Raw genomic sequence first — 24,134 nt, forward strand, 5'->3', positions numbered from 1 at the left:
AAGGCCGAGGGCACTTGGCGGGGCGTAGCGTAGTGGCTAGCGCGCCTGCTTTGGGAGCAGGAGACCGCAGGTTCGAGTCCTGTCGCCCCGACTTCCACACGACGACCACGTACCACCGATGAAGGAGAACACCTGTGAAGAGCGCCGTCGAGAACTTGAGCCCGACCCGGGCCAAGCTGACTGTCGAGGTGCCCTTCGAGGAGCTCAAGCCGAGCCTCGACGCGGCGTACAAGAAGATCGCCCAGCAGATCAACGTCCCCGGCTTCCGGCGCGGCAAGGTCCCGCCGGCCGTGATCGACCGCCAGGTCGGCCGCGGTGTCGTCCTCGACGAGGCGATCAACCAGGTGGTGCCCGCCAAGTACATCGAGGCGATGCAGGAGCACGACCTCGAGCCGCTGGCCCAGCCCGAGATCGAGGTGACGCGCCTGGAGGACAACGAGCTGATCGAGTTCTCCGCCGAGGTCGACGTCAAGCCCCAGTTCGACCTGCCCGACTACGAGGGTGTCTCGGCCGAGGTCGAGGACACCGAGGTCTCCGACGCCGACGTCGAGGAGCAGGTCGAGGCGCTGCGTGAGCGGTTCGGCACCCTGGTCGACGTCGAGCGCCCCGCCGCCGAGGGCGACTTCGTCACCATCGACCTGCGCGCCGACCAGGACGGCGAGACCGTCGAGGGCGGCGAGGTCTCCGGCATGTCCTACAAGGTCGGTCGCGGCGGCATGCTCGACGGCCTGGACGAGGCGCTGGTCGGCATGGCGGCCGGCGACGAGAAGACCTTCTCCTCCCAGCTGGTCGGCGGTGACCTGGTCGGCCTCGACGTCGAGGTCACGGTCACGGTGACCGGCGTCCAGGAGCAGCAGCTGCCCGAGCTCGACGACGAGTTCGCCCAGCTCGCCTCCGAGTTCGACACCGTCGAGGAGCTCACCGCCGACGTGCGTGAGCGCCTCGGCCGCGGCAAGCGGCTCGAGCAGGCCGCCGCCGCGCGCGACGCCGTCCTCGAGGCCCTGCTGGAGAAGGTCTCCATCCCGCTGCCCGACACCCTGGTCACCGACGAGCTCAACGCGCGTCGCCAGAACATCGAGCAGCAGCTGGTCTACGCGGGCATGACGATGGAGAAGTACCTCGAGGACGAGGGCCAGACCACCGAGGAGTTCGAGGCCGACCTCGAGCGCCGGGTCCGCGACGCGATCACCGCCCAGTTCGTCCTCGACGCCATCGCGAAGAAGGAGGAGCTGGGGGTCGACCAGAACGACCTCTCCCAGCACATGGTGATGCGCGCCCAGCAGTCCGGCCAGGACCCGCAGGAGTTCGCCAACCACATGTTCGAGCACAACCACATCCCCGACCTGGTGCAGGAGATCCTGCGCGGCAAGGCTCTGGCCCGGGTCGTGGAGTCGGCCGAGGTCAAGGACGCCTCCGGCAACGTGGTCGACCTGAAGAACCTGCGCCCCGACGGCACCCTCGGCGAGCCCGCCGACGAGGCCGACGACTCGGAGCCGGCCGCCGAGTCCGGCTCGGAGACCGACTCCGAGGACTCCGAGAAGGCCTGAGCCACCCTCGTCCTCCCGAACGCCCCGTCGGCGACCACCAGGTCGTCGGCGGGGCGTTTCCCGTTGTCCGCACCTGGCAATACGCAGGACTACGGATGCGAAGACGTTGATCCTGGGTCTACAAAGGAGGATCCGCCTTCTCTCGTGCGGACTCCGCCACGCCCTGTGGCTCCCGGCCTGACGGAGAACCATCACGGAGCCGAGGACGAGGATCGAGATGATGATGAGGAACAACCGAGGCGTCGCCGGGTTGGCGGTGGCCGTGCTGGCACTGAGCGTGGCGTGGGGGAGCAACGCCACCGCGGGCTCGTCGCAGAGCGCGGAGCGCCACCAGGCTGCGCCGCCCCTCTCGAAGGCCGAGACGAAGGCCGTGAAGAAGCTGGCCACGAAGATCGCGCGCCGCCAGGCGGCCCAGATCCTGAAGCGCGAGGCGCCGACCTTGTCGGTGGCCTCCGCCCGGAGTGCGGAGACCGCGACCAGGGCCCTGACCGCCGACCGGGCGGCGCTGGCTGACCGGGCGGCGCTGGCCGACAACGCCACGATGGCCACCAACGCCCAGAACGCCGCCAACGCCGGCAAGGTCGGGGGACTGGACGTGAAGAAGTTCGTCGCCCGGGTGGCGCCCGACGGTGCACCGGTCACCCTGGTCTCCGACCGAGGGTTCACCGTCACCGCCTCGTGCGGGGGCGGCGTGCCCGGGCTCCTGGCGGCCTCCTCCGTGCCCGGCGGGGTGCTGCGGACCACCGCGATCGACAACAACGAGGCGCTGCGCACCAACGGGTCCGGCAACCTGAGCGCCGCCGGGCTCACCTTCGAGGCCGATGCCGGTGACGGGCTGGGCTCGGCGACCGCCGAGTTCGTGACGGCGGCCGGCGAGGTGGTCAGCGTGTGGATCGGCTACCGCAACGACGCGCCCGCCTGCGTCTTCTTCGGCAACCACCTGGTCGGCTGAGGCGCCGGGGGAGGGACGGGCCCCGGCCGCACCCCGCCGGGGCCGACACGCGGGTACAGCGGCGCGGACCCACGGTCCGGGCCGCTGTGCGCTGTGGGCGAACAGGCGTGGATAACGCGTGGAACTGTCGGAGCCACGGGCTAGTGTCACTGGCGTGAACCCGAACTCCAGCGCTTCCCAGACGACGCCGCAGATGAACGGCGGCGGTTCCTACGGGCTCGACGACCACATCTACCAGCGGCTCCTCAAGGAGCGGATCGTCTTCCTCGGCTCCGAGGTCCGTGACCAGAACGCCAACGCGATCTGCGCGCAGCTCCTCCTGCTCTCCGCGGAGGACCCAGAGGCCGACATCTTCCTCCACATCAACAGCCCCGGTGGCTCCGTGGACGCGGGGATGGCGATCTACGACACGATGAACTACATCCCCAACGACGTCGCGACCGTGGGCATGGGCCTGGCCGCCTCGATGGGTCAGTTCCTGCTCTGCGCCGGCACCAAGGGCAAGCGCTACGCCCTCCCGCACGCGCGCATCATGATGCACCAGCCGTCCTCCGGGATGGGCGGCTCCGCCTCGGACATCAAGATCCAGGCCCAGCAGTCGCTGCACATCAAGAAGGTGCTGCTCGAGCTCATCGCCCAGCACACCGGTCAGAGCGTCGAGCAGGTGGAGGCCGACGCGGACCGCGACCGGTGGTTCACCGCCGACCAGGCCCGCGACTACGGCTTGGTCGACCAGGTCATCAAGAGCGCCCGCGAGGCCGCCGACGAGGGTCGTCCCGCCCACTCCACCGACTCCGACAAGGACTGATCGATGAACTACTACATCCCGCAGTGGGAGGAGCGGACCTCCTACGGGTTCCGCCGGATCGACCCCTACGCGAAGCTCTTCGAGGAGCGCATCATCTTCCTCGGCTCGCCGATCTCCGACGACGTGGCCAACGCCGTGATGGCGCAGCTGCTCTGCCTGGAGACGATGAACCCCGACCAGGACATCTCGATCTACATCAACTCCCCGGGTGGCTCCTTCACGGCCCTGACCGCGATCTACGACACGATGCGGTTCATCAAGCCCGACGTCCAGACCGTCTGCCTGGGCCAGGCCGCCTCGGCCGCCGCGATCCTGCTGGCCGCCGGCACGCCGGGCAAGCGGATGGCGCTGCCCAACAGCCGCATCCTGATCCACCAGCCCTACACCGAGGGCACGTTCGGCCAGACCTCCGACATCGAGATCCAGGCCAACGAGATCCTCCGCATGCGCGAGCTGCTGGAGAAGATGATCGCCGAGCACAGCGGCAAGGACATCGAGACCGTGAGTCGAGACATCGAGCGCGACAAGATCCTCACCGCCGATCAGGCGGTCGACTACGGTCTGATCGACTCGGTGCTCGCTCCGCGCTCGAGCGCGCTCGCTCTCGGCTGACGAGCGGTCCGGACACAGTCACGTCGGTCTCCGTGTCCCGCCCCCGACAGGGGCGGGCACGGGGTACCGTCAAGGAGTTTCAGCAGCACCACGCCGGGTCCGCCCGGCCGAACCGGAGGATGATCGCCCGTGGCACGCATCGGTGACGGCGGCGACCTGTTGAAGTGCAACTTCTGCGGGAAGAGCCAGAAGCAGGTCAAGAAGCTCATCGCCGGCCCGAACGTCTACATCTGTGACGAGTGCATCGAGCTGTGCAACGAGATCATCGAGGAGGAGCTGGCCGAGGGCACCGAGGTCGGCCTCGAGGAGCTGCCCAAGCCCAAGGAGATCTTCGAGTTCCTCAACTCCTACGTCATCGGCCAGGAGCACGCCAAGAAGTCCCTGGCGGTCGCGGTCTACAACCACTACAAGCGCGTCCAGTCCGGGCTGAGCGGCACCGCCGGCAAGCACCACAAGGACGAGGTCGTCGAGGTCGCGAAGTCCAACATCCTGGTCATCGGCCCCACCGGCTGCGGCAAGACCTACCTGGCCCAGACGCTGGCGCGGATGCTCAACGTCCCCTTCGCCATCGCCGACGCCACGGCGCTGACCGAGGCCGGCTACGTCGGCGAGGACGTCGAGAACATCCTGCTCAAGCTGATCCAAGCCGCCGACTACGACGTCAAGAAGGCCGAGACCGGCATCATCTACATCGACGAGATCGACAAGGTGGCCCGCAAGGCGGAGAACCCCTCGATCACCCGTGACGTCTCCGGCGAGGGTGTGCAGCAGGCCCTGCTCAAGATGCTGGAGGGCACGACCGCGTCGGTCCCGCCCCAGGGCGGGCGCAAGCACCCGCACCAGGAGTTCATCCAGATCGACACCACCAACATCCTCTTCATCGTGGGTGGTGCCTTCGCCGGGCTCGAGCACATCGTCGAGCAGCGTGTCGGCAAGAAGTCGCTGGGGTTCACCGCCGAGGTGCGCGGTCAGGCCGAGCGCGAGGCCGAGGACCTGATGGCCCTGGTGCGCCCCGAGGACCTGACCAAGTTCGGCCTGATCCCCGAGTTCATCGGCCGGCTCCCGCTGATCGCCAGCGTCAGCAAGCTGGACACCGAGGCGCTGGTCCAGATCCTCACCGAGCCCCGCAACGCGCTGGTCAAGCAGTACCAGCGTCTCTTCGACCTCGACGGGGTCGAGCTGGAGTTCACCGAGGACGCGATCGCCGCGATCGCCGAGAAGGCGCTCGAGCGTGGCACCGGGGCCCGCGGGCTGCGCGCCATCATCGAGGAGGTCCTGCTCCACGTCATGTACGACGTGCCGTCGCGCGGTGACGTCGCGAAGGTCATCGTGACCAACGAGGTCGTGCGCGAGGACGTGGCTCCGACCCTGGTGATCCGCGAGCCGGAGAAGAAGAAGCGCTCGGCCTGAGCCACGGCCCTTCTGCCCCCCCGGGGGGCCGTGGGTCTCGCGAAGGCCTGACCCACTCGGGGCAGGCTGGGTAGTCACTTGTGACCATTTGGTCCTTTTGCCCCCCGGGACCCCGCTCCGCGTCGCACACTTGACGGGTCGGATCCACTCGGGAGGAACAGGACTCTGCCATGAGCGCCGAGCACAAGAGGCCGTTGTTCGCCTTCATCGCCGTCGCGGTGCTGTGCGCCCTCTTCCTGGGCCACGCGATCCGCAGCGAGGCGATCGTCGGGGTGCTCCGCGCCCTGCCGGGCCCGGTGACGGGCCAGCTGTGGATCCCGGACGGCGCTCCCGCCCGCGGAGTGGATGGCGGTCGGCCGGCGGCGGGCGAGCCCGATGCACACGCCCCGACGGACGTCTCCGTTCTGCTGCGTCCGGCCACGCGCAGTGAGGGATCGCGCGCGACGGTCGGCCAGCCTGCCGCACCCGCCGTCTCCTCCCCGGCCGAGACCCGGGGGCACGCAGCGACGCCACCGGCGCCCCGGCGGTTCGAGCCGCGGACGCCGGTCCCGACGGACCCCACCGCGGTCCCTCCGACCCCGCCGACGACCCCGCCGACGACTCCGCCGACCGAACCGCCCACGCTCTCGCCGACCACACCGCCCACGGTCCCGCCGACCACCCCGCCGGTCCAGCGGCCCGGGGAGGGACCGAAGGCGCCCCAGCCGGCGCCGCCGGTCGTCAGGAAGCCGGTCACCGCTCCGCCCGGCCTCGCGCCCGCCGTCCCGGCAGGCAAGCCCGGCCACCGGGGGAAGGGCCCGGCGCCGGCGGTGCAGGCCCCCGTGACCCCGGTCGCTCCGGCGCCTCCGGTGACCCCCGCGGCCCCGGTGAGCCCCGTGCCCACCCCGCACCCGGCCGGCCCGGTGCCCCCCACGCCCCCGCCCACGGCAGGACGGGGCCGGTCAACGCCTCCCCAGGGGCGGCCGGAGCCGCTGCCGGCCGCTGCGTCGCCCCAGCTCCCGCGGGGAGCCCAGTCCACCCCCGCCACCCCGGGCGCACCGGGTCACGCGGCACCGCGGGGCCCCCAGAGCCCCGGTCGAGGCTGACCGGGCGCACACCGGCCGGGGCGGCAGGTGTGCGCACCGGCGCAACCGGGGGGGTGCGGCGGCAGCAGCCGCTCGCTCAGTCCTCCGGGACGGGCGCGAGCTCGGCCTCCACGCGGATCTCCTGTGCGCCCTCGTCGACCACGAAGGCCAGGTCGCCGGTGATCTTGCCGGCCCTGCGCAGGTCGCCGGCTGCCGACTCGGCACCCGAGACCAGGGTCGCAGGTCCGGTCACCATGACGCTGGAGAGCTCGTGGCGCATCGAGACCTTGGCCTTCGACTTCACCCCGCGCACCCCGGCCAGCGCGGCGGCGACGCCGGTCAGCGACTCCGGGTCGGAGGCCGCGGCCGAGCCGAGCTCGAGCGGGGTGGGCCACGCCTGGGTGTGGACCGAGCCCTCCCGCCACCACGACCAGACCTCCTCGGTCACGTACGGCAGGAACGGCGCCAGGAGCCGCAGCTGCACGTGCAGCGCGACCGCGAGCGCGGCCCGGGCCGACCCGGTCGCGGCGCCGCCGTCCTCGTCGTACGCGCGCTCCTTGACCAGCTCGACGTAGTCGTCGCAGAACTCCCAGAAGAACCGCTCGGTGACCTCGAGGGCAGTGGTGTAGTCGTACTTCTCGAACGCCTCGGTCGCGGTGCGCACCACCTGGGCCAGCCGGCCCATCAGGGCGCAGTCGACCGGCTCGGAGACGGTGACCGGGTTGGGGTCGGTGGCGCCCACGCCGGCGAGGACGAACTTCGCCACGTTGAGCACCTTCATGGCCAGCCGGCGTCCGACCTTCATCTGGGTCTCGTCGAAGGGGGAGTCCAGGCCCGGCCGGGCGAGCGCGGCGCGCCAGCGCACGGCGTCGGCACCGAACTTCTCGAGGATCTCGGTGGGCACCACGACGTTGCCCTTCGACTTCGACATCTTCTTGCGGTCCGGGTCGAGGATCCAGCCCGAGAGCATCGCGTGCGACCACGGGGTGACGTGGTTCTCGAAGTGGGAGCGGACCACCCGGGAGAAGAGCCAGGTGCGGATGATGTCGTGGCCCTGGGTGCACAGGTCCATCGGGAAGACCCGGGAGAACAGGTCGTCGTCGGTGCCCCAGCCGCCCGCGATGTGCGGGGTCAGCGACGAGGTCGCCCAGGTGTCCATCACGTCCGGGTCGCCGACGAAGCCGCCGGGCTTGCCCCGCTGCGACTCCTCGTAGCCTCCGGGCACGTCGGTGGACGGGTCGATCGGCAGCTCCGCCTCGGTGGGCAGCAGCGGGTGGTCGTAGTCCGGCTCGCCCTCGGCGTCCAGGGGGTACCAGACCGGGAACGGGATGCCGAAGAACCGCTGGCGGCTGATCAGCCAGTCGCCGTTGAGGCCGCGCACCCAGTTGTCGTAGCGGTGCTTCATGTGCTCGGGCAGCCAGGTGATCTCCTGGCCCCGCTCCAGCATCTCGGTGCGCAGGTCCTCGTCGCGGCCGCCGTTGGTGATGTACCACTGCCGGGTGGAGACGATCTCCAGCGGCTTGTCGCCCCGCTCGTAGAAGTTCGCCATCCGCTGGGTGGGCTTCGGCTCCCCGATCAGGTCGCCGCTCTCGCGCAGCAGCGCGACCATCGCCTCCCGGGCGGAGAAGACCGTCTTGCCGGCGAGCTCCGCGTACGCCGTGGCCGCGGCACCCAGCCACTCCGGGGTCTCGCGGGTGAAGCGGCCGTCGCGACCGATCACCGTGCGCACCGGCAGCTGGAGCTCGCGCCACCAGGTGACGTCGGTCAGGTCGCCGAAGGTGCAGCTCATGGCGATGCCGGCGCCCTTGTCCATCTCGGCGGCCGGGTGGGCCAGGACCGGGATCTCCACCCCGAAGACGGGGGAGGTGACGGTGGTGCCGAAGAGCGGCTGGCAGCGCTCGTCGTCGGGGTGGGCGACCAGCGCGACCACCGACGGGATCAGCTCGGGCCGGGTGGTCTCGATCTCCACCGTCTCACCGTCCGGCCGGTGGAAGGCCACGCGGTGGTAGGCGCCGGCGTAGTCACGCGACTCGAGCTCGGCCTGGGCGACCGCGGTCTGGAAGGTCACGTCCCAGAGCGTGGGGGCCTCCTGCAGGTAGGCCTCGCCCCGGGCGAAGTTGCGCAGGAAGGCGCGCTGGCTGACCACCTGGGCCGGCTTGCTCACGGTCGTGTACTGGTGGTTCCAGTCCACGGAGAGGCCCAGGGTGCGCCACAGCGACTCGAAGACCTTCTCGTCCTCCTGGACCAGCTGGTCGCACAGCTCGACGAAGTTGGGTCGGCTCACCGGGACCTGACGCTTGGGGTCCGGCTTCTCCGGCGGGGTGAAGTCGGGGTCGTAGGGCAGCGAGGGGTCGCAGCGCACCCCGTAGTAGTTCTGCACCCGGCGCTCGGTGGGCAGGCCGTTGTCGTCCCAGCCCATCGGGTAGAACACGCTCTTGCCGGTCATCCGCTGGTAGCGGGCGATCAGGTCGGTGTGGGTGTAGGAGAAGACGTGGCCCACGTGCAGCGACCCGCTGACGGTGGGCGGCGGGGTGTCGATGGAGTAGACGTTCTCGCGCGGCTGGGTGCGGTCGAAGCGGTAGGTGTCGTCGTCCTTCCACCGCTGCGACCACCTGGCCTCCAGACCCTCCAGCGCCGGCTTGTCCGGTACGACGACGTCGCGCGGCGCGGGCGTCGTCGGGGACAGGTCGGGGGTCTGGTTCTCAGTCATACGGCGAAGTCTAGGAGGGCGCCTCGGTGTCGGCTAAACGAGTTCCCGGTGGTGGGCGGGGCACCTACCCTCGGCGCATGACACGGCTGGAGTTCCACCACGACCCCGCGGCGTTCCTGGCCGCGGCCAGCGACCACCTGGCGGCGGAGCCGGTGGTGAGCACGGTGGTGGCCACCTTCGCCGCCCGCGCGGCCGCCGAGGTGGCCGACGGGGTCCCTCAGGACCCGCGCAGCTGGTACGTCGTGGCGCGCGACGAGGCGGGCGCCGTCACCGGCGCGGCGATGCGGGCCGCCCGGTTCGCGCCCCGGCCGCTGTTCGTGCTGCCCATGCCGGGAGCCGCGGCGCGGGAGCTGGCCCGGACCCTGCACGCACGGGGGGAGGAGGTGCGGGGCGCCAACGGGGCGCTGCCCGCCGTACGCGCCTTCGCCGACGAGACCGCGCGGCTGGCCGGCGGCCGCGTGGTGGTCGAGCAGCACACCCGCCTCTTCGAGCTGCGGGTCCTGGTCCCGCCCGCCCGACCGGCGTCCGGACGCCTGCGGGCGGCCCGCCCCGAGGAGGCGGCGCTCTGCCTGGCCTGGATCGAGGCGTTCGCCGCGGACGCCGACGCGCAGGCGGGTCGACCCGTGGGCAGCCACTACGACCTCGGGGAGGACCTGGCCTCCGTGCGGCGCCGGATCGCGGCGGGCCGGGTCTGGCTCTGGGAGGACGACGGCGAGGTGGTCCACCTGACCGGGGCCAACCCGCCGGCCTTCGGGGTGGCCCGGGTGGGGCCGGTCTACACCCCGGGCGAGCAGCGTGGGCGCGGGTACGCCAGCACGGCGGTGGCCGAGGTCTCCCGCCGGATCCTCGCCGACGGGTGGCGGGCCTGCCTGTTCACCGACCAGGCCAACCCGACCTCGAACGCCGTCTACGAACGGCTGGGCTACGAGCCGGTGGTCGACATGGTCAACCTCGCAGGGCTGGCGGGCTGAGCGCCCTGCGGGCCAGGCCATAGACTCGGCCCATCATGACCGAGTCTGCGCAGCCCCGCCCCGCCGAGACCTTCGCCGAGGCAGAGGACGCCCTGCTCTCGCGCTGGCCCGAGTCCAGGCTGGAGCCGTCGCTCGACCGGATCCAGGCCTTCACCGAGCTGCTCGGCGACCCCCAGCGCGCCTACCAGGTGGTGCACCTGACCGGCACCAACGGCAAGACCTCCACCTCCCGGATGATCGACACGCTGCTGCGCACCCTCGAGCTGCGCACCGGCCGGTTCACCAGCCCGCACGTGGAGCGGATGACCGAGCGGATCAGCCTCGACGGCGAGCCGCTGAGCGACGAGGCATTCGTCCGCGCCTTCAACGACGTCGCCCCCTACACCCACCTCGTCGACGCGGACGCCGACCACCCGCTCTCCTTCTTCGAGACGGTCGTCGGCATGGCCTTCGCCGCCTTCGCCGACGCCCCGGTCGACGTGGCCGTGGTCGAGGTCGGGATGGGGGGCTCCTGGGACGCCACCAACGTGGTCGAGGCACAGGTGGCGGTGGTGCTGCCGATCGCGGTCGACCACTCCCAGTACCTCGGCGACGACGCCGTCTCCATCGCGGTCGAGAAGGCCGGCATCATCAAGCCGGGCAGCACCGCCGTGCTCGCCGAGCAGACCCCCGAGGTGGCGGCCGTGCTGCTGGAGCGGGCGTCCGAGGTCGGTGCCACGGTGGTCCGCGAGGGGGTGGACTTCGGCGTCGTCTCCCGGGTGCCCGGGGTCGGCGGCCAGATGCTCTCCCTGCAGGGCCTCCGCGCCCGGTACGACGACGTCTTCCTGCCGTTGCACGGCGCTCACCAGGCGCAGAATGCCGCGGTCGCGCTGGCGGCCGTGGAGGCGCTGCTCGGTGACTCCCCGCTGGACGAGGAGCTGGTCCGGGCGGCCTTCGCCGAGGTCACCTCGCCCGGCCGGCTCGAGGTGATCCGGCGCTCGCCGACGATCGTGCTCGACGCCGCCCACAACCCCCACGGCGCCGAGGCGACCGCCGCCGCGCTCGAGGACTCCTTCGCGTTCTCGCCGCTGATCGGCGTCATCGGCGTGATGGGCGACAAGGACTACGAGGGGATGCTCGCGGCCTTCGAGCCGCACCTGGCCCACCTGGTGGTCACCCAGGCCTCGACCCCGCGGGCGATGCGCGCCGAGACGCTCGGCGAGGTGGCGGTGCAGGTCTTCGGCGAGGACCGGGTGACCGTGGTGCCCCGACTGGCCGACGCGATCGACCGCGCGGCCACCCTGGCCGAGGTCGGCCAGGAGTTGGGCGACTCGGTCGGCGCCGGAGCGGTGCTGGTCACCGGCTCCGTGGTCACCGTGGGGGAGGCGCGGGCGATGCTGAAGCCGGCCGTGCCCCGCAGCGGCCCCCGGCGCGACGGGCCGGCGGGCTACCGACGGCTGGCGGGCGTCGGCCCGTCGGTCCTGGACGACTTGGACGACCTCGACCTCCACGACGACCCGGACGATCTCGGGGACCTCGACGGTCGTGACGGCCACGAGGGCCAGGACAGCCAGGACGGCCACGAGGGCCAGGACGGCCAGGACGGGCAGGACGACTGGCCGGGGGAGCAGGCGTGAGCGAGGAGACCCCCACCCCCGCCGCCCCGAACACCGAGCGCTCGCCGCGGCGCGGCATGTGCGCCGCCGTGCTGGGCCTGGAGGCGATCGCCCTGGGGCTCACCACGCCGGTGATGGTCACCATCGCCGACGTGCCGGTCGGCACCGCCCTGACGGTCGGGCTGGGCCTGGCGGTGGTCTCGCTGCTGCTGGCCGGGATGCTGCGTGCCGAGTGGGCCTACAAGGCCGGGTGGGTGGTCCAGGTGGCGGCGGTGGGCCTGGGCTTCGTGATCCCCATGATGTTCGCGCTGGGCGGCATCTTCGCCGCGCTGTGGGGCGCGGCGGACTGGCTGGGCCGCAAGATCGAGCGGGAGCGCGCCGAGGCCTGGGCGGCCTACCGGGCGGGCGACCCCCAGGGCTGAGGGCCCCGACGCCCACGCCGTGGGTCCGGTTCCGGTGTCGGTGGTTACGCTGGTCATATGACCCAGCGCACTCTCGTCCTGTTGAAGCCCGACGCCGTCCAGCGCGGCCTGGCGGGGACGATCCTGTCCCGATACGAGGCCAAGGGCCTCACCGTGGTCGCGATGGAGCTGCGGACCATCGACGCCTCCGTCTCCGACGCCCACTATGCCGAGCACGTGGAGCGGGACTTCTACCCGGCGCTGCGCGAGTTCGTCACCAGCGGGCCGCTGGTCGCGCTGGTGCTCGAGGGCGACGGCGCCGTCGAGGTGGTGCGCGCGCTCAACGGTGCCACCGACGGGCGCAACGCCGCCCCCGGCACCATCCGCGGCGACCTGTCGATGTCCAACCGGGAGAACCTGGTCCACGGCTCCGACAGCACCGCCTCGGCGGAGCGCGAGATCGCGATCTGGTTCCCCGAGCTCGCCGGCTGAGCCGCGCCGGCACCGCGCGGCGCGGCGGTGCCGCCCCGCGCGCGTGTCCTGCCGTGATCGGTGCTGCCTTCTCCCTACGCTGAGTCGAGGCCACCTCCGTCACGCGTGGCCCTTCCCCAGTGACGACCAGTGAAGGCACCTGCGCATGGCGAACAGCGTCATCGGCCGCGACATGGCGGTCGACCTCGGCACTGCCAACACGTTGGTCTACGTGCGCGGCAAGGGCGTCGTCCTCGACGAGCCCAGCGTCGTGGCCATGAACACCAGCACCGGCGAGGTGCTCGCCGTCGGGCACGAGGCCAAGCGGATGATCGGCCGCACCCCGGACAACATCGCCGCCATCCGCCCGCTCAAGGACGGCGTCATCGCCGACTTCGACGCCACCGAGCAGATGCTGCGCTACTTCATCCAGCAGGTGCACCGGCGGCGCTACTTCGCCAAGCCCCGGATGGTCATCTGCGTGCCCAGCGGCATCACCGCGGTGGAGCAGCGGGCGGTCAAGGAGGCCGGCTACCAGGCCGGGGCACGCCGGGTCTACATCGTCGAGGAGCCCATGGCGGCCGCGATCGGCGCGGGCCTCCCGGTCCACGAGGCGACCGGCAACATGGTCGTCGACGTCGGCGGCGGGACCACCGAGGTGGCCGTCATCTCGCTCGGCGGGATCGTGACCAGCCTCAGCGTGCGGACCGCCGGTGACGACCTCGACCAGGCGATCATGGCCTGGATGAAGAAGGAGTACTCCCTGATGCTGGGGGAGCGCACCGCCGAGGAGGTCAAGATGACCCTCGGCTCCGCCTTCCCGCTGCCGGAGGAGCCCGAGGCCGAGATCCGCGGCCGCGACATGGTCTCCGGGCTGCCGCGCACGGTGGTCGTCTCCAGCTCCGAGGTGCGCCACGCCCTCGAGGAGCAGGTGGTCGACATCGTCGACGCGGTCCGCGCCACCCTCGACCAGACTCCGCCCGAGCTCGCCGGCGACATCATGGACCGCGGGATCGTGCTGACCGGGGGCGGCGCCCTGCTGCGCGGCCTCGACGAGCGGCTGCGTCACGAGACCGGCATGCCGGTGCACGTGGCCGAGCACCCGTTGGAGTCCGTCGCCTTCGGGGCGGGGCGGTGCGTGGAGGAGTTCGAGGCGCTCCAGCAGGTCCTGGTCTCGGACCCCCGGAGGAGATGATGGCGCCCTTCGACCGGGAGCGCCGCTGGCGCGGCCTCGACGAGGGGTCCCGTCCGCCACGCTCCACGCTCGTCGCCCTGGTGCTGGCCGCCGCGACGCTGATGACGCTGGACCAGTCCACCGGTGACGACTCGCCCGTCGAGCACCTGCGCGCCGGCGTCGGCGAGGCCTTCGCCCCGGTGGAGTCGGTGACCTCGGCGCTGGTGCGTCCCTTCACCGCCGTCCCCGCCTGGTTCCGCGACAAGGACGACCTGCGCCGCGACCTGCGCGAGCTCGAGGCCGAGAACGCAGCGCTCCGCGGGCAGGTCGCCACCGGTGACTTCGACCGCAACCGGCTGGCCCAGTTCGAGGGGCTGACCGCGGCCGCCGCCGACCTGGGACGGAGCCTGGTGCCCGCCCGGGTGGTGGCCTACGGGCCCGCCCAGTCCTTCACCCGGACGGTCACCCTCGACGCCGGCGCCGACGCCGGGCTGCGACCCGACATGACGGTGGTCAACAACGACGGCCTCGTCGGGCGGGTGGTCCGGGTCACCGCCCGGCACGCCACCGTGCTGCTGGTCATCGACGCGGAGTCGGTGGTGGGGGGCCGTCTCGGTTCCTCGATGGAGCTGGGCTTCCTCCGCGGCGGTGACGAGGAGACCCTCGACCTCGAGCTGGTCGACCAGAAGGTGGTGCCCGCGCAGGGCGACACCGTGGTCACCTGGGGCAGCGACGGGGCCGGGCCCTACGTGGCCGGCGTCCCGGTCGGGCGGGTGACCGACGTCTTCGCCAGCGTCCGGGAGCAGTCCCAGCGGGCGGTCATCGAGCCGTTCGTCGACTTCTCCGCGCTCGACGTGGTCGGCGTGGTCGTGCCGCAGGGCACCGCCAGCGACCGCGCCCTGGTCGAGGCCGACGGGAGGATCGGATGAACCCGACCCGCGCCCTCGGCGGGCTGCTGGCCGTCGTCCTGGCTCTCGCCCTCCAGGTCTCGCTCTTCCCGCACCTGGCGTGGCAGGGGGTGGTCCCCAACCTGGTCCTGCTGGTGGTGGTCGCCGGTGGCCTGACCCGCGGCGCGTCCTTCGCGCTGCCCCTGGGCTTCTTCGCCGGCGTGCTCCTGGACCTGGCCCCGCCGGCCGACCACGTCGCCGGGCGGTGGGCGCTGGCCCTGGTGATCGTGGCCTGGGTGGCCGCCCGGGTCCGCCAGGACACGCGCCCGACGACCCCCGTCGTGCTGGCCTGCGTGGCCGCCTGCTCGTTCGTCGGCACCTCGGTCTTCGCGCTCACCGGCCTGCTCCTCGGCGAGCCGGTGGGGACGGTCCCGGAGATCCTGGCGGTGATCGGTGTGGCGGTCCTGTGGGACCTGCTGCTGACGCCCTTCGTGCTGCCCCTCACCATGCGACTCTTCGGCGCGATGGGCGTCTCGGCGCGGGAGCGGGCGAGCGCCTGATGGCCGTCACCGGGTCCGAGCGGAGCCGGCTGCGCCTCATCGTGGTGCAGGCGCTGGTCTTCTCCCTCTTCGCCACCCTGTTCGTCCGGCTCTACTACCTCCAGGTGATCGACGGCGAGGGCTACCAGGCCCAGGCGGCCGACCAGTCGGTGCGCGACATCGTGGTGCAGCCCCAGCGAGGCCTGGTCGTCGACGCGATGGGTCGCCCGCTGGTCGCCAACCGCCTCTCCTGGGTGGTCGCGGTCGATCGAAGCGTGCTGGCCAAGCTCGCCGACGACGAGCGCGACCAGCTGGTGGCTCGGGTCGCCGCGGTCGTCGGGCAGAAGCCCGGCCAGGTCGAGCGCAAGCTGATCGACTGCGGCCGGGAGGGGGCTGTCGCCGGGGTCTGCTGGAACGGCTCGCCCTTCCAGCCGGTGCCGGTCGCGACCGACGTGGAGCAGTCGGTGGCCCTGCGGGTCCTCGAGCAGCCCGAGGACTACCCCGGGGTGATCGCCGAGCAGCAGCACGTGCGCGCCTACCCCCGGCCGCACGGGGTCAACCTGGCCCACGTGCTGGGCTACCTCAGCCCGATCACCGAGGCCGAGTTCGACCGGGCCAGCGAGGCCGACGACCGGTCCCTCAACGGCGCCTCGGTGGTGGGCCGCGCGGGCGTGGAGCGCGAGTACGACGCGTGGCTGCGGGGGATGCCCGGCTACCGCCGCGTCGCGGTCGACTCGATGGGCCGGGTCCTGGGCGACGACGGCGAGATCGCCGCGACCCCCGGCGACACCCTGGTGACCTCCATCGACGCCAAGGTCCAGGGGGTGGTGGAGCGGGAGCTCGCCCGCTCCATCGCCTACCAGCGCACCCAGGTCGACAAGGTCACCGGCCGGCCCTACGAGGCCGACGCGGGGGCCGCGGTGGTGATGGAGACGAAGACCGGCCGGATCGTGGCGATGGCCAGCCAGCCGACCTACGACCCCGACGTCTGGGTCGGGGGGATCAGCGAGGAGGACCTCGCCCGTCTCTACTCCGAGAAGGCGGGGACCCCGCTGCTCTCCCGCGCCACCCAGGGGCAGTTCGCCCCCGGCTCCACCTGGAAGCCCTTCATGACCGCCGCGGCGCTGGGCAACGGCTACGGCATGGACAGCACGCTGCCGTGCTCGTCGGGGTTCCAGGTCGGCAACCGGGTCTTCAAGAACTTCGAGTCCGGCGCCCACGGCACCATCGGCTTCGCCCGGGCCCTCGAGGTCTCCTGCAACACCTTCTTCTACCGGATCGGCTACGACTACTGGCAGCGGCTCGGCTCCGACGTGGCCGACGTCGAGGCCCGGGACCCGCTGGTGGAGGGCGCCAAGGACTTCGGCTTCGGCGCCGAGACCGGGATCGACCTGCCCGGCGAGGCACCCGGCCGGATCGCGGACCGGGCCTGGAAGCGCTCCTACTTCGAGTCGCAGAAGGACTACTACTGCGACATCGCGGGCAAGCCCCAGGACGCCGACACCTCCGACTTCGTCTACCGGTTCGCCCGCGAGTTCTGCGTGGAGGGCTTCGCCTACCGCGCCGGCGACGCGGTGAACTTCTCCATCGGGCAGGGCGACACGATCGTCACCCCCCTCCAGCTGGCCCGCGCCTACGCCTCGCTCGGCAACGGCGGCACCCTGTGGGAGCCGCGGGTCGGCAAGGCCATCGTCAGCCCCGACGGCACGGTGCTGCGCAAGATCCCGCCGAAGCGCCAGGGCCGGGTCAAGGCCTCCCGGCAGGAGCTCGCCTTCATCGACGAGGCGCTCAAGGGGGTCTCCACCCGGGGCACCATGAGCTGGAAGCTGATCGGCTTCCCCCTCGACCAGGTCCAGATCCGCGCCAAGACCGGGTCGGCGGAGGTCTACGGCAAGCAGACCACCGGCTGGGTGGCCTCCTACACCGAGGACTACACCGTGGTGATGATGATCAGCCAGGGCGGGACCGGCTCCGGCAGCGTCGGCGACTCGGTCCGGGCCGTCTGGGAGACGCTGTACGGCGTCGAGGGCGACCAGGTCGTCGCCCGCAAGGCGGCGATCCCCGGGGTCGTCCCGCCGGCGAGGCTGCCCTCCTTCCAGGCAGACGGCACGATCATGCCGCCCACCCGGAGGAAGCGGTGAGCGGGCGGGCGCCCGGATCCGTCCGGGTCGCGGGGTCCCTGCGAGCGCCGGGCCTCGACTGGGTGCTGATGCTCGCCGTGGCCGGCCTGTTGGTCGTGGGCACCCTGATGGTGTGGTCCACCACCGGGAGCCGTGACCTGCTCACCGGCGGCGACTCCACGGCCTACCTGCGCAAGCAGCTGGTCAACGTCGCCATCGGCGTCGTGCTGCTGATCCTGGTCACCGCCACCGACCACCGGTGGGTGCGGATCCTGGCCCCCCTGGTCTACCTCGCCTCGATCGTCGGGCTCGTCCTGGTGCTCACGATGGGCTCCACGATCAACGGCTCCCGCTCCTGGCTCCAGCTGGCCGGCATGTCGATCCAGCCCTCGGAGTTCGCCAAGCTGGCCGTGGTGGTCGGGATGGCCCTGCTGGTCGCCGAGCGCACCGAGGGCAGCTGGCGGCGCTCGGTGGGGTCGGTCGACGTGGTCGGCATGCTGCTGATCGCCGGGCTGCCGGCGGCCCTGATCATGTCCCAGCCCGACCTCGGCACGATGCTGGTCCTGGCCGCCACCGTCTTCGGCGTGCTGGCGGTGGCCGGTGCTCCGCGCCGGTGGCTGGCCGGCCTGCTGGTCGGCGGCATCGCGACCGCGGCCGTGGCGGTGAGCGGGGGCCTGCTCAAGGACTACCAGCTCGCCCGCTTCATGGCCTTCACCAACCCCGACCTGGACCCGCGGGGGGCCGGCTACAACACCGAGCAGGCCCGCATCGCGGTCGGCAACGGCGGCCTCTTCGGCCAGGGCCTCTTCGACGGGTCGCAGACGCAGTCGGGCTTCGTGCCCGAGCAGCACACGGACTTCATCTTCACCGCCGTGGGGGAGGAGCTCGGACTCCTCGGTGCCGGGCTGGTGATCCTGCTGACCGCGGCCGTGATCTGGCGGGCGCTGGCGATCGCGGGCGGCACCGACGACATGTTCGGCCGGGTGGCGGCGGCCGGGATCGCCTGCTGGTTCGGCTTCCAGGCCTTCCAGAACGTCGGCATGTGCCTGGGGATCATGCCGGTCACCGGGGTGCCGCTGCCCTTCGTCTCCTACGGCGGCTCCTCGATGTTCGCCGGGCTGCTGGCCGTCGGCCTGCTGCAGAACGTGCACCTGCGCAACAGCACCAGCCTGCCCACCCGGGTGCTCTCCCCGCCGCGGGCGCTCTCCAAGCGCTAGGGCGTACCGGGGGTCGGAGACGTCCCGGTCACGTGCTCCGGCGCCCGGGCGTCCCGGGCCCGGGGCTCAGGGGTTCATCGACAAGAAGATGAAGGCGGCCAGCAGCACCAGGTGGACCGTGCCCTGCAGGGTCTTGGCCCGGCCCTGGACGACGGTGAGGACCGAGACCACCACGGTGATGGCGAGCAGCACCATCTGCATCGGCATCAGGCCGAGCTCGAGAGGGCCGTCGAGCCAGATCATGGCGAGCGCGATCGTCGGGATGGTGAGGCCGATCGAGGCCATCGCGGAGCCGTAGGCGAGGTTGAGGCTGGTCTGGACCCGGTCCCGGGAGGCGTTGCGCACCGCGGAGATGGACTCGGGGGAGAGGACCAGCAGCGCGATCACCACCCCGACCACGGTGTAGGGCAGGCCGAGGCCCCGGACCCCCTCCTCGATGGTGGGGGAGAGCAGCTTGGCCAGGCCGACCACGGCGACCAGCGAGGCCACCAGCAGCCCGAGACTGAGCATCGTGATCCGGCTGGAGGGCGGGTCGGCGTGGTCGTCGTCGTCGGCGTCGAGCAGGCCGGTGAAGCGCCCGAGCTCGTCGCTGGAGACGGGGACGAAGAAGTCGCGGTGGCGGACCGTCTGGGTGAGCACGAAGGAGACGTAGAGCACCAGGGAGGCGACCGCCGCGAAGGCCAGCTGGGAGGCCGAGAACTCCAGGCCGACGCCCGAGGTGGTGAAGGCGGGCAGCACCAGGGTGACGCCGGCCAGCGTGATCACCGTGGCCAGGGCCGCGCCGGTGCCGGAGGCGTTGAAGCTGACCAGGTGGTGCTTGAGGGCGCCGACCAGCAGGGAGAGGCCGACGATGCCGTTGAGGGTGATCATCAGCGCCGCGAAGACCGTGTCGCGGGCATACGTGCTGGCTCCGGCGCCGCCGCTGGTCATCAGCATCACGATCAGGCCGACCTCGATCACCGTCACCGCGACGGCCAAGATCAGCGAGCCGTAGGGCTCGCCCACCTTGTGGGCGACCACCTCCGCGTGGTGCACGGCGGCGACCACCGCACCGACCAGCGCCACGGCCAGCGCCACCAGCACGGCCCAGTGCTCGTGCCGGGACCAGGTCGCGACCAGCATGGCCAGGGCCAGCGGGGGGACGGCGAGTGTCCAGTTGAAACGGCCGTGGACCGTTGAGGCACTCATGGCACAAACCTAGCCGCAGTAGGGGTCCCGCCTTGAAATCCACGTAGGCTTGTCAGGATCGCCGCACCCGTCCGAGAGGTTCACCCCCATGTCCCACGTCACCGACACCCGCACGGAGATGTCGAGCGACGTCGCGTCCGTCTTCCACCTGCTCGAACCGCGTCTGCCGTCGGTCTCCAAGCCCATCCAGTACGTCGGCGGCGAGCTCAACTCCACCGTCAAGGAGTGGGACTGCGCGGCGGCGTCGTCCGAGGGCGGCGAGACCGTGCGCTGGGCCCTGATGTACCCCGACGCCTACGAGGTGGGCCTGCCCAACCAGGGCGTGCAGATCCTCTACGAGGTGCTCAACGAGCGCGACTGGATCCTGGCGGAGCGGACCTACGCGGTCTGGCCCGACATGGAGAAGGTGATGCGCGAGGACCGGATCCCGCAGTTCACCGTCGACGCGCACCGCCCGGTCCGCGCCTTCGACGTCTTCGGCATCAGCTTCTCCACCGAGCTGGGCTACACCAACATGCTCAACGCGCTCGACCTGGCCGGCATCCCGCTGCACTCCGCCGACCGGGGCGAGGACGACCCGGTGGTGCTGGTGGGCGGTCACGCCGCCTTCAACCCAGAGCCGATCGCCGACTTCGTCGACGCCGCGGTGCTGGGCGACGGCGAGGAGGTGGTGCTCGCGATCTCCGAGGTGGTCCGGGAGTGGAAGAACGAGGGCCGCCCGGGAGGCCGGGACGAGCTGCTGCGCCGGCTGGCGGTCAGCGGCGGCGTCTACGTGCCCCGCTTCTACGACGTGACCTACGGCGCCGACGGGGCGATCGAGGCGGTCGTGCCCAACCGCCCGGGGATCCCCGCCCGGGTGCGCAAGCACACCCTGATGGACCTCGACGCGTGGCCCTACCCGGCCAAGCCGCTCGTCCCGCTGGCCGAGACGGTGCACGAGCGGTTCTCGGTGGAGATCTTCCGCGGCTGCACCCGGGGCTGCCGCTTCTGCCAGGCGGGGATGATCACCCGCCCGGTCCGCGAGCGGTCGATCAAGACCATCGGCGACATGGTGGAGAACGGCATCCGGAAGTCGGGCTTCGAGGAGGTCGGGCTGCTCTCGCTCTCCAGCGCCGACCACACCGAGATCGCCGACGTGGCCAAGGGGCTGGCCGACCGCTACGAGGGGTCCAACGTCTCGCTCTCGCTGCCCTCCACCCGGGTGGACGCCTTCAACATCTCGCTGGCCAACGAGTTCTCCCGCAACGGTCGCCGCTCGGGCCTCACCTTCGCGCCCGAGGGCGGCAGCGAGCGGATGCGCCGGGTGATCAACAAGATGGTCACCGAGGAGGACCTGATCCGCACGGTCGCGGCGGCGTACTCCCACGGGTGGCGGCAGGTGAAGCTCTACTTCATGGTCGGGCTGCCCACCGAGACCGACGAGGACGTCCTCCAGGTCGCCGAGCTGGCCAAGAAGGTCATCGCCAAGGGACGCGAGGTCTCGGGGCGCAACGACATCCGCTGCACGGTCTCCATCGGCGGCTTCGTGCCCAAGCCGCACACGCCCTTCCAGTGGGCCGCCCAGCTCGACCACGAGACCACCGACGAGCGCCTCAAGCAGCTGCGCGACGTGGTCCGCGCCGACAAGCGCTTCGGCCGGGCCATCGGCTTCCGCTACCACGACGGCAAGCCCGGCATCGTCGAAGGGCTCCTCTCCCGCGGCGACCGCCGGATCGGGCGGGTCATCGAGGAGGTGTGGCGCGACGGCGGCCGCTTCGACGGCTGGAGCGAGCACTTCTCCTACGACCGCTGGATGGAGTGCGCCGAGCGGGCGCTGGCCGGCACCGGCGTCGACGTCGGCTGGTACACGACCCGCGAGCGCGACCTCGACGAGGTCCTGCCCTGGGACCACCTCGACTCCGGCCTCGACAAGGACTGGCTCTGGGCCGACTGGGAGGACGCCCTCGCTGCTGCCGAGGGCGCCGACATCGAGGTGGAGGACTGCCGCTGGACCCCCTGCTACGACTGCGGGGTGTGCCCGGAGATGGGCACCGAGATCCAGATCGGGCCCACCGGCCAGAAGCTGCTGCCGCTCAGCGTCGTCTGACCCGAGCCGGCGGCTACGGCGTGAACGGCCGGGAGAGCCACTGGCAGCCGCTGATCCCGGCCACCAGCACGTCGACCCCGACCGCGGCGTGGTCGGAGACGGCGCTCGGCAGCACCCGGGCGGCCCGGGGGATCACCGCCTCGTGGACGAAGACGTAGTCGATCCTCGCGCCCGGGGCGCGGCCCGCCGTCGGGCCTCGGCCCTGACCCACCTGGACCCAGGCGTCGGAGAGGGCCGAGGTGATGGTCCCGTAGGGGGCCGTCACCGGCGAGGCGTTGAAGTCCCCGCCCAGCACGACGGGCGCGCCGCCCCGCTCGACGAGGCCCCGCACCGCCTCGGCCTGCCGCCGGCGCAGCGGGTCCGAGGTGTGGTCGAGGTGCGTGTTGTAGACGTCGACCTCCTCCGGTCCCACCGAGATGCGGGTGCGCAGCACCCCGCGCTGCTCCTTGCCCGGGTCGTTGGGAAGGAGCACGTGCTCGGTCTCCAGGACGGGCAGGCGGGAGAGCGTCGCCACGCCGTACTCGGCTCGGCCCGGGAAGCGGACGTTGGGGGCGAAGGCGGACTCCATCCCCAGCTCGGCGGCCAGCACCGCGGGCATGTCGATCGCGCCGGTCCGCGGCCGGAACCGGTCGACCTCCTGCAGCATCACCACGTCGGCCCCCGACGCGCGGATCTCCGCCACGATCCGCGGCAGGTCGCGGCCGCGGGGGCCGAGCCCCCCGTGGATGTTGAAGGTGAGGACCTTCAGCGGGGTCAGCCGGGGGATCGGCACGCAGATCCGCCCCGGCGTCTCGGCGGGCGTCTCGAGCGGGGGGCGCACCGTGGGCGCGGGGACCGGAGCGGTGCGGGGGTCGCCGGGGCGGGGGCCGGGCGACCCGCTCGGGGACGGAGCGGGCGAGGCGGTCGGCTCGGGGGTCGAGGACTCGTGGCTCGGCCCCGACGTGGTGGGGGTCGCGCTCGGCGCGGCCGTCCAGGCGGCGTCGGTGGGGTCGGGCCGCTGCTCCTGGCCGGTCAGCGCCTCGAGCGCGGTCTGGGCCGGCCCGGGCGTGGGGTCGAGCGCCAGCACGCCCAGCACGGCGACGCAGGCCGTGCCCAGCGCCGCCGCCAGCACCCAGGGCAGGGTGCTACTCCAGCGGTTCATCCGGGCTCCGAGCACTCTGGGACGTCCAGGACATGATAGGTCCGTGCGCACCGTGACGGACGTGGAACGACGCAGTCGACTGGCCCGCCGCCACGGCCTGGCACCGGCGGCGCGCTTTCCCGACCCGGTCACCGCCGCCACCGCGATGACCGCGCTGCACGCCACCGAGGCCGCCAGCGTGCACCTGGCGCTGTGGGCGCGGGTGGAGGGGCTCACGGTCGAGCAGGTCGACCGCGCCCTGCGCGAGGACCGCTCCCTGGTCAGCCAGCTGGCGATGCGGCGGACCAAGTGGGTGCTGCCGCGCGACCTGCTCCCGGCGGTCCTGGGCAGCGCGGCCGCCCGGGTCGCGGAGGCCGAGCGCAGGCGCCTGGCCAAGGACGTCGAGGCGGCAGGTCTCGCCGCTGACGGGGAGGCGTGGTTCGCCGACGTGCGCGGTACGACGCTGGACCACCTGCGCGCCCGGCCGGCGCCCCGGTCGGTCCCCGAGCTCCGCGGCGAGGTCCCGGCGCTGGCTGCCCGGATCACCAGGGGCCGTGGCCGCTGGGCGGTGCAGATCTGGCTGGCCACGCCCGTGACCACCGTGCTGGGCGCCGAGGGGGCGCTCATGTCCGGGCCCAACGGCGGGGAGGTGGGGGCCCCGTGGTGGCAGCACCGTCCCACCTGGTGCACCGCGGAGCGCTGGCTCGGCGAGCGGCCGGAGCCGTGGCCCGAAGAGGCGGGGTACGCCGAGCTGGTGCGGCGGTGGCTGTGGACCTTCGGTCCCGGGACCGAGGACGACCTGGTCTGGTGGCTGGGCGCGACCAGGCGTGCGGTGCGCGGTGCCCTCGCGTCCGTGGGAGCCGCCCAGGTGCAGCTGGAGGACGGCGCCGTCGGCTGGCTGCTGCCCGACGACCTCGACCCGGTGCCGCCGGTGGAGCCCTGGGGCGCGCTGCTGCCCACCCTGGACCCGACCACGATGGGCTGGCAGGGACGCGACTTCCACCTCGCCCCCGGCGTCCGCCCGCGGGTCTACGACAGTGCCGGCAACGGCGCCACCACCGCCTGGTGGGACGGCCGGATCGTCGGCTGCTGGGTGCAGGACGAGCAGGGCGTGGTCGAGGTCGTGCTCCACGACGACGTGGGCCGTGAGGCGCGGTCCCGGCTGGAGGCGGAGGCGGCGCGGCTCACCGCATGGCTGGGTGGGGTGCGCATCACGAACGCCTACACCGCCAGGCAGCGGAAGTCGGCTCCGCTGCCGTGAC

Annotated in this window: 19 protein-coding genes and 1 tRNA gene; 17 read left to right on the forward strand and 3 right to left on the reverse strand. The window is 72.2% G+C overall.

Translation table 11 applies throughout. The features are described from left to right. The first annotated feature begins 18 nt into the window (after positions 1-18). From AC4BG9_RS03820 to clpX, 6 genes are all read left to right on the forward strand, one after another. Positions 19-91: transfer RNA gene (locus tag AC4BG9_RS03820), tRNA-Pro, on the forward strand. Positions 92-134: 43 nt separating this feature from the next. Next, on the forward strand, positions 135-1,547 hold the full coding sequence (gene tig / locus AC4BG9_RS03825; RefSeq protein ID WP_490569754.1) for a trigger factor: 1,413 nt from the start codon (positions 135-137) through the stop codon (positions 1,545-1,547). Positions 1,548-1,770: 223 nt separating this feature from the next. Next, a complete protein-coding gene (locus tag AC4BG9_RS03830; protein WP_490569755.1) occupies positions 1,771-2,499 on the forward strand; it encodes a hypothetical protein in 729 nt (242 codons plus the stop codon). Between the two features lie 193 nt (positions 2,500-2,692). Further along, entirely contained in the window at positions 2,693-3,307 is a 615-nt protein-coding gene (locus tag AC4BG9_RS03835; protein WP_489967098.1) for an ATP-dependent Clp protease proteolytic subunit, read from the forward strand. Positions 3,308-3,310: 3 nt separating this feature from the next. Beyond that, positions 3,311-3,919, forward strand: a complete 609-nt coding sequence (locus AC4BG9_RS03840; RefSeq protein ID WP_490569756.1) for an ATP-dependent Clp protease proteolytic subunit — start codon at positions 3,311-3,313, stop codon at positions 3,917-3,919. A 129-nt stretch (positions 3,920-4,048) separates the two neighbouring features. Then, a complete protein-coding gene (clpX, locus tag AC4BG9_RS03845) occupies positions 4,049-5,329 on the forward strand; it encodes an ATP-dependent Clp protease ATP-binding subunit ClpX (RefSeq protein WP_490569757.1) in 1,281 nt (426 codons plus the stop codon). A 1,161-nt stretch (positions 5,330-6,490) separates the two neighbouring features. Here the strand turns inward: clpX and valS are convergent. Continuing rightward, positions 6,491-9,103 (reverse strand): valine--tRNA ligase, encoded by a 2,613-nt coding sequence (valS, locus tag AC4BG9_RS03850; protein WP_490569758.1) that lies wholly within the window; start codon positions 9,101-9,103, stop codon positions 6,491-6,493. 77 nt (positions 9,104-9,180) lie between these two features. On the opposite strand from valS, the gene AC4BG9_RS03855 reads away from it, so the two are divergent. From AC4BG9_RS03855 to rodA, 9 genes are all read left to right on the forward strand, one after another. Continuing rightward, entirely contained in the window at positions 9,181-10,074 is an 894-nt protein-coding gene (locus AC4BG9_RS03855; protein WP_490569759.1) for a GNAT family N-acetyltransferase, read from the forward strand. A gap of 35 nt (positions 10,075-10,109) precedes the next feature. Beyond that, positions 10,110-11,690: a bifunctional folylpolyglutamate synthase/dihydrofolate synthase gene (locus AC4BG9_RS03860; protein WP_490569760.1), complete on the forward strand. Its 1,581-nt coding sequence runs from the start codon at positions 10,110-10,112 to the stop codon at positions 11,688-11,690. Next, the gene (locus AC4BG9_RS03865; RefSeq protein WP_490569761.1) at positions 11,687-12,091 is read left to right on the forward strand and encodes a DUF4233 domain-containing protein; all 405 of its coding nucleotides are present in this window, start codon (positions 11,687-11,689) and stop codon (positions 12,089-12,091) included. The genes AC4BG9_RS03860 and AC4BG9_RS03865 overlap by 4 nt, the downstream gene beginning before the upstream one ends. A 57-nt stretch (positions 12,092-12,148) precedes the next feature. After that, the gene (gene ndk, locus AC4BG9_RS03870; protein ID WP_490569762.1) at positions 12,149-12,562 is read left to right on the forward strand and encodes a nucleoside-diphosphate kinase; all 414 of its coding nucleotides are present in this window, start codon (positions 12,149-12,151) and stop codon (positions 12,560-12,562) included. A 145-nt stretch (positions 12,563-12,707) separates the two neighbouring features. After that, the gene (locus tag AC4BG9_RS03875) at positions 12,708-13,736 is read left to right on the forward strand and encodes a rod shape-determining protein (RefSeq protein WP_490569763.1); all 1,029 of its coding nucleotides are present in this window, start codon (positions 12,708-12,710) and stop codon (positions 13,734-13,736) included. Beyond that, on the forward strand, positions 13,736-14,644 hold the full coding sequence (mreC, locus tag AC4BG9_RS03880; RefSeq protein WP_490569764.1) for a rod shape-determining protein MreC: 909 nt from the start codon (positions 13,736-13,738) through the stop codon (positions 14,642-14,644). Before AC4BG9_RS03875 ends, mreC begins: the two co-directional genes overlap by 1 nt. Beyond that, entirely contained in the window at positions 14,641-15,162 is a 522-nt protein-coding gene (mreD, locus tag AC4BG9_RS03885; RefSeq protein ID WP_490569765.1) for a rod shape-determining protein MreD, read from the forward strand. Before mreC ends, mreD begins: the two co-directional genes overlap by 4 nt. Continuing rightward, the gene (gene mrdA / locus AC4BG9_RS03890) at positions 15,162-17,282 is read left to right on the forward strand and encodes a penicillin-binding protein 2 (RefSeq protein WP_490569766.1); all 2,121 of its coding nucleotides are present in this window, start codon (positions 15,162-15,164) and stop codon (positions 17,280-17,282) included. The genes mreD and mrdA overlap by 1 nt, the downstream gene beginning before the upstream one ends. Next, entirely contained in the window at positions 17,279-18,478 is a 1,200-nt protein-coding gene (gene rodA / locus AC4BG9_RS03895; RefSeq protein WP_490569767.1) for a rod shape-determining protein RodA, read from the forward strand. The genes mrdA and rodA overlap by 4 nt, the downstream gene beginning before the upstream one ends. Positions 18,479-18,544: 66 nt before the next feature. Here rodA and AC4BG9_RS03900 read toward each other — a convergent pair whose 3' ends face one another. Then, positions 18,545-19,666 (reverse strand): calcium:cation antiporter, encoded by a 1,122-nt coding sequence (locus AC4BG9_RS03900; protein ID WP_490569768.1) that lies wholly within the window; start codon positions 19,664-19,666, stop codon positions 18,545-18,547. A 118-nt stretch (positions 19,667-19,784) separates the two neighbouring features. On the opposite strand from AC4BG9_RS03900, the gene AC4BG9_RS03905 reads away from it, so the two are divergent. Next, positions 19,785-21,752 (forward strand): TIGR03960 family B12-binding radical SAM protein, encoded by a 1,968-nt coding sequence (locus tag AC4BG9_RS03905; RefSeq protein ID WP_490570213.1) that lies wholly within the window; start codon positions 19,785-19,787, stop codon positions 21,750-21,752. A 13-nt stretch (positions 21,753-21,765) separates the two neighbouring features. Here the strand turns inward: AC4BG9_RS03905 and AC4BG9_RS03910 are convergent, their stop codons facing one another. Next, positions 21,766-22,893 carry an endonuclease/exonuclease/phosphatase family protein gene (locus AC4BG9_RS03910; protein WP_490569769.1) on the reverse strand — a complete coding sequence of 376 codons (1,128 nt, stop codon included), beginning with the start codon at positions 22,891-22,893 and terminating at the stop codon, positions 21,766-21,768. A gap of 43 nt (positions 22,894-22,936) precedes the next feature. Here AC4BG9_RS03910 and AC4BG9_RS03915 point away from each other — a divergent pair, with 43 nt between their 5' ends. Continuing rightward, positions 22,937-24,133, forward strand: a complete 1,197-nt coding sequence (locus AC4BG9_RS03915) for a winged helix DNA-binding domain-containing protein (protein ID WP_490569770.1) — start codon at positions 22,937-22,939, stop codon at positions 24,131-24,133. Position 24,134 lies beyond the last annotated feature (1 nt).

The organism is Nocardioides sp. Z40_12, assembly GCF_058215795.1.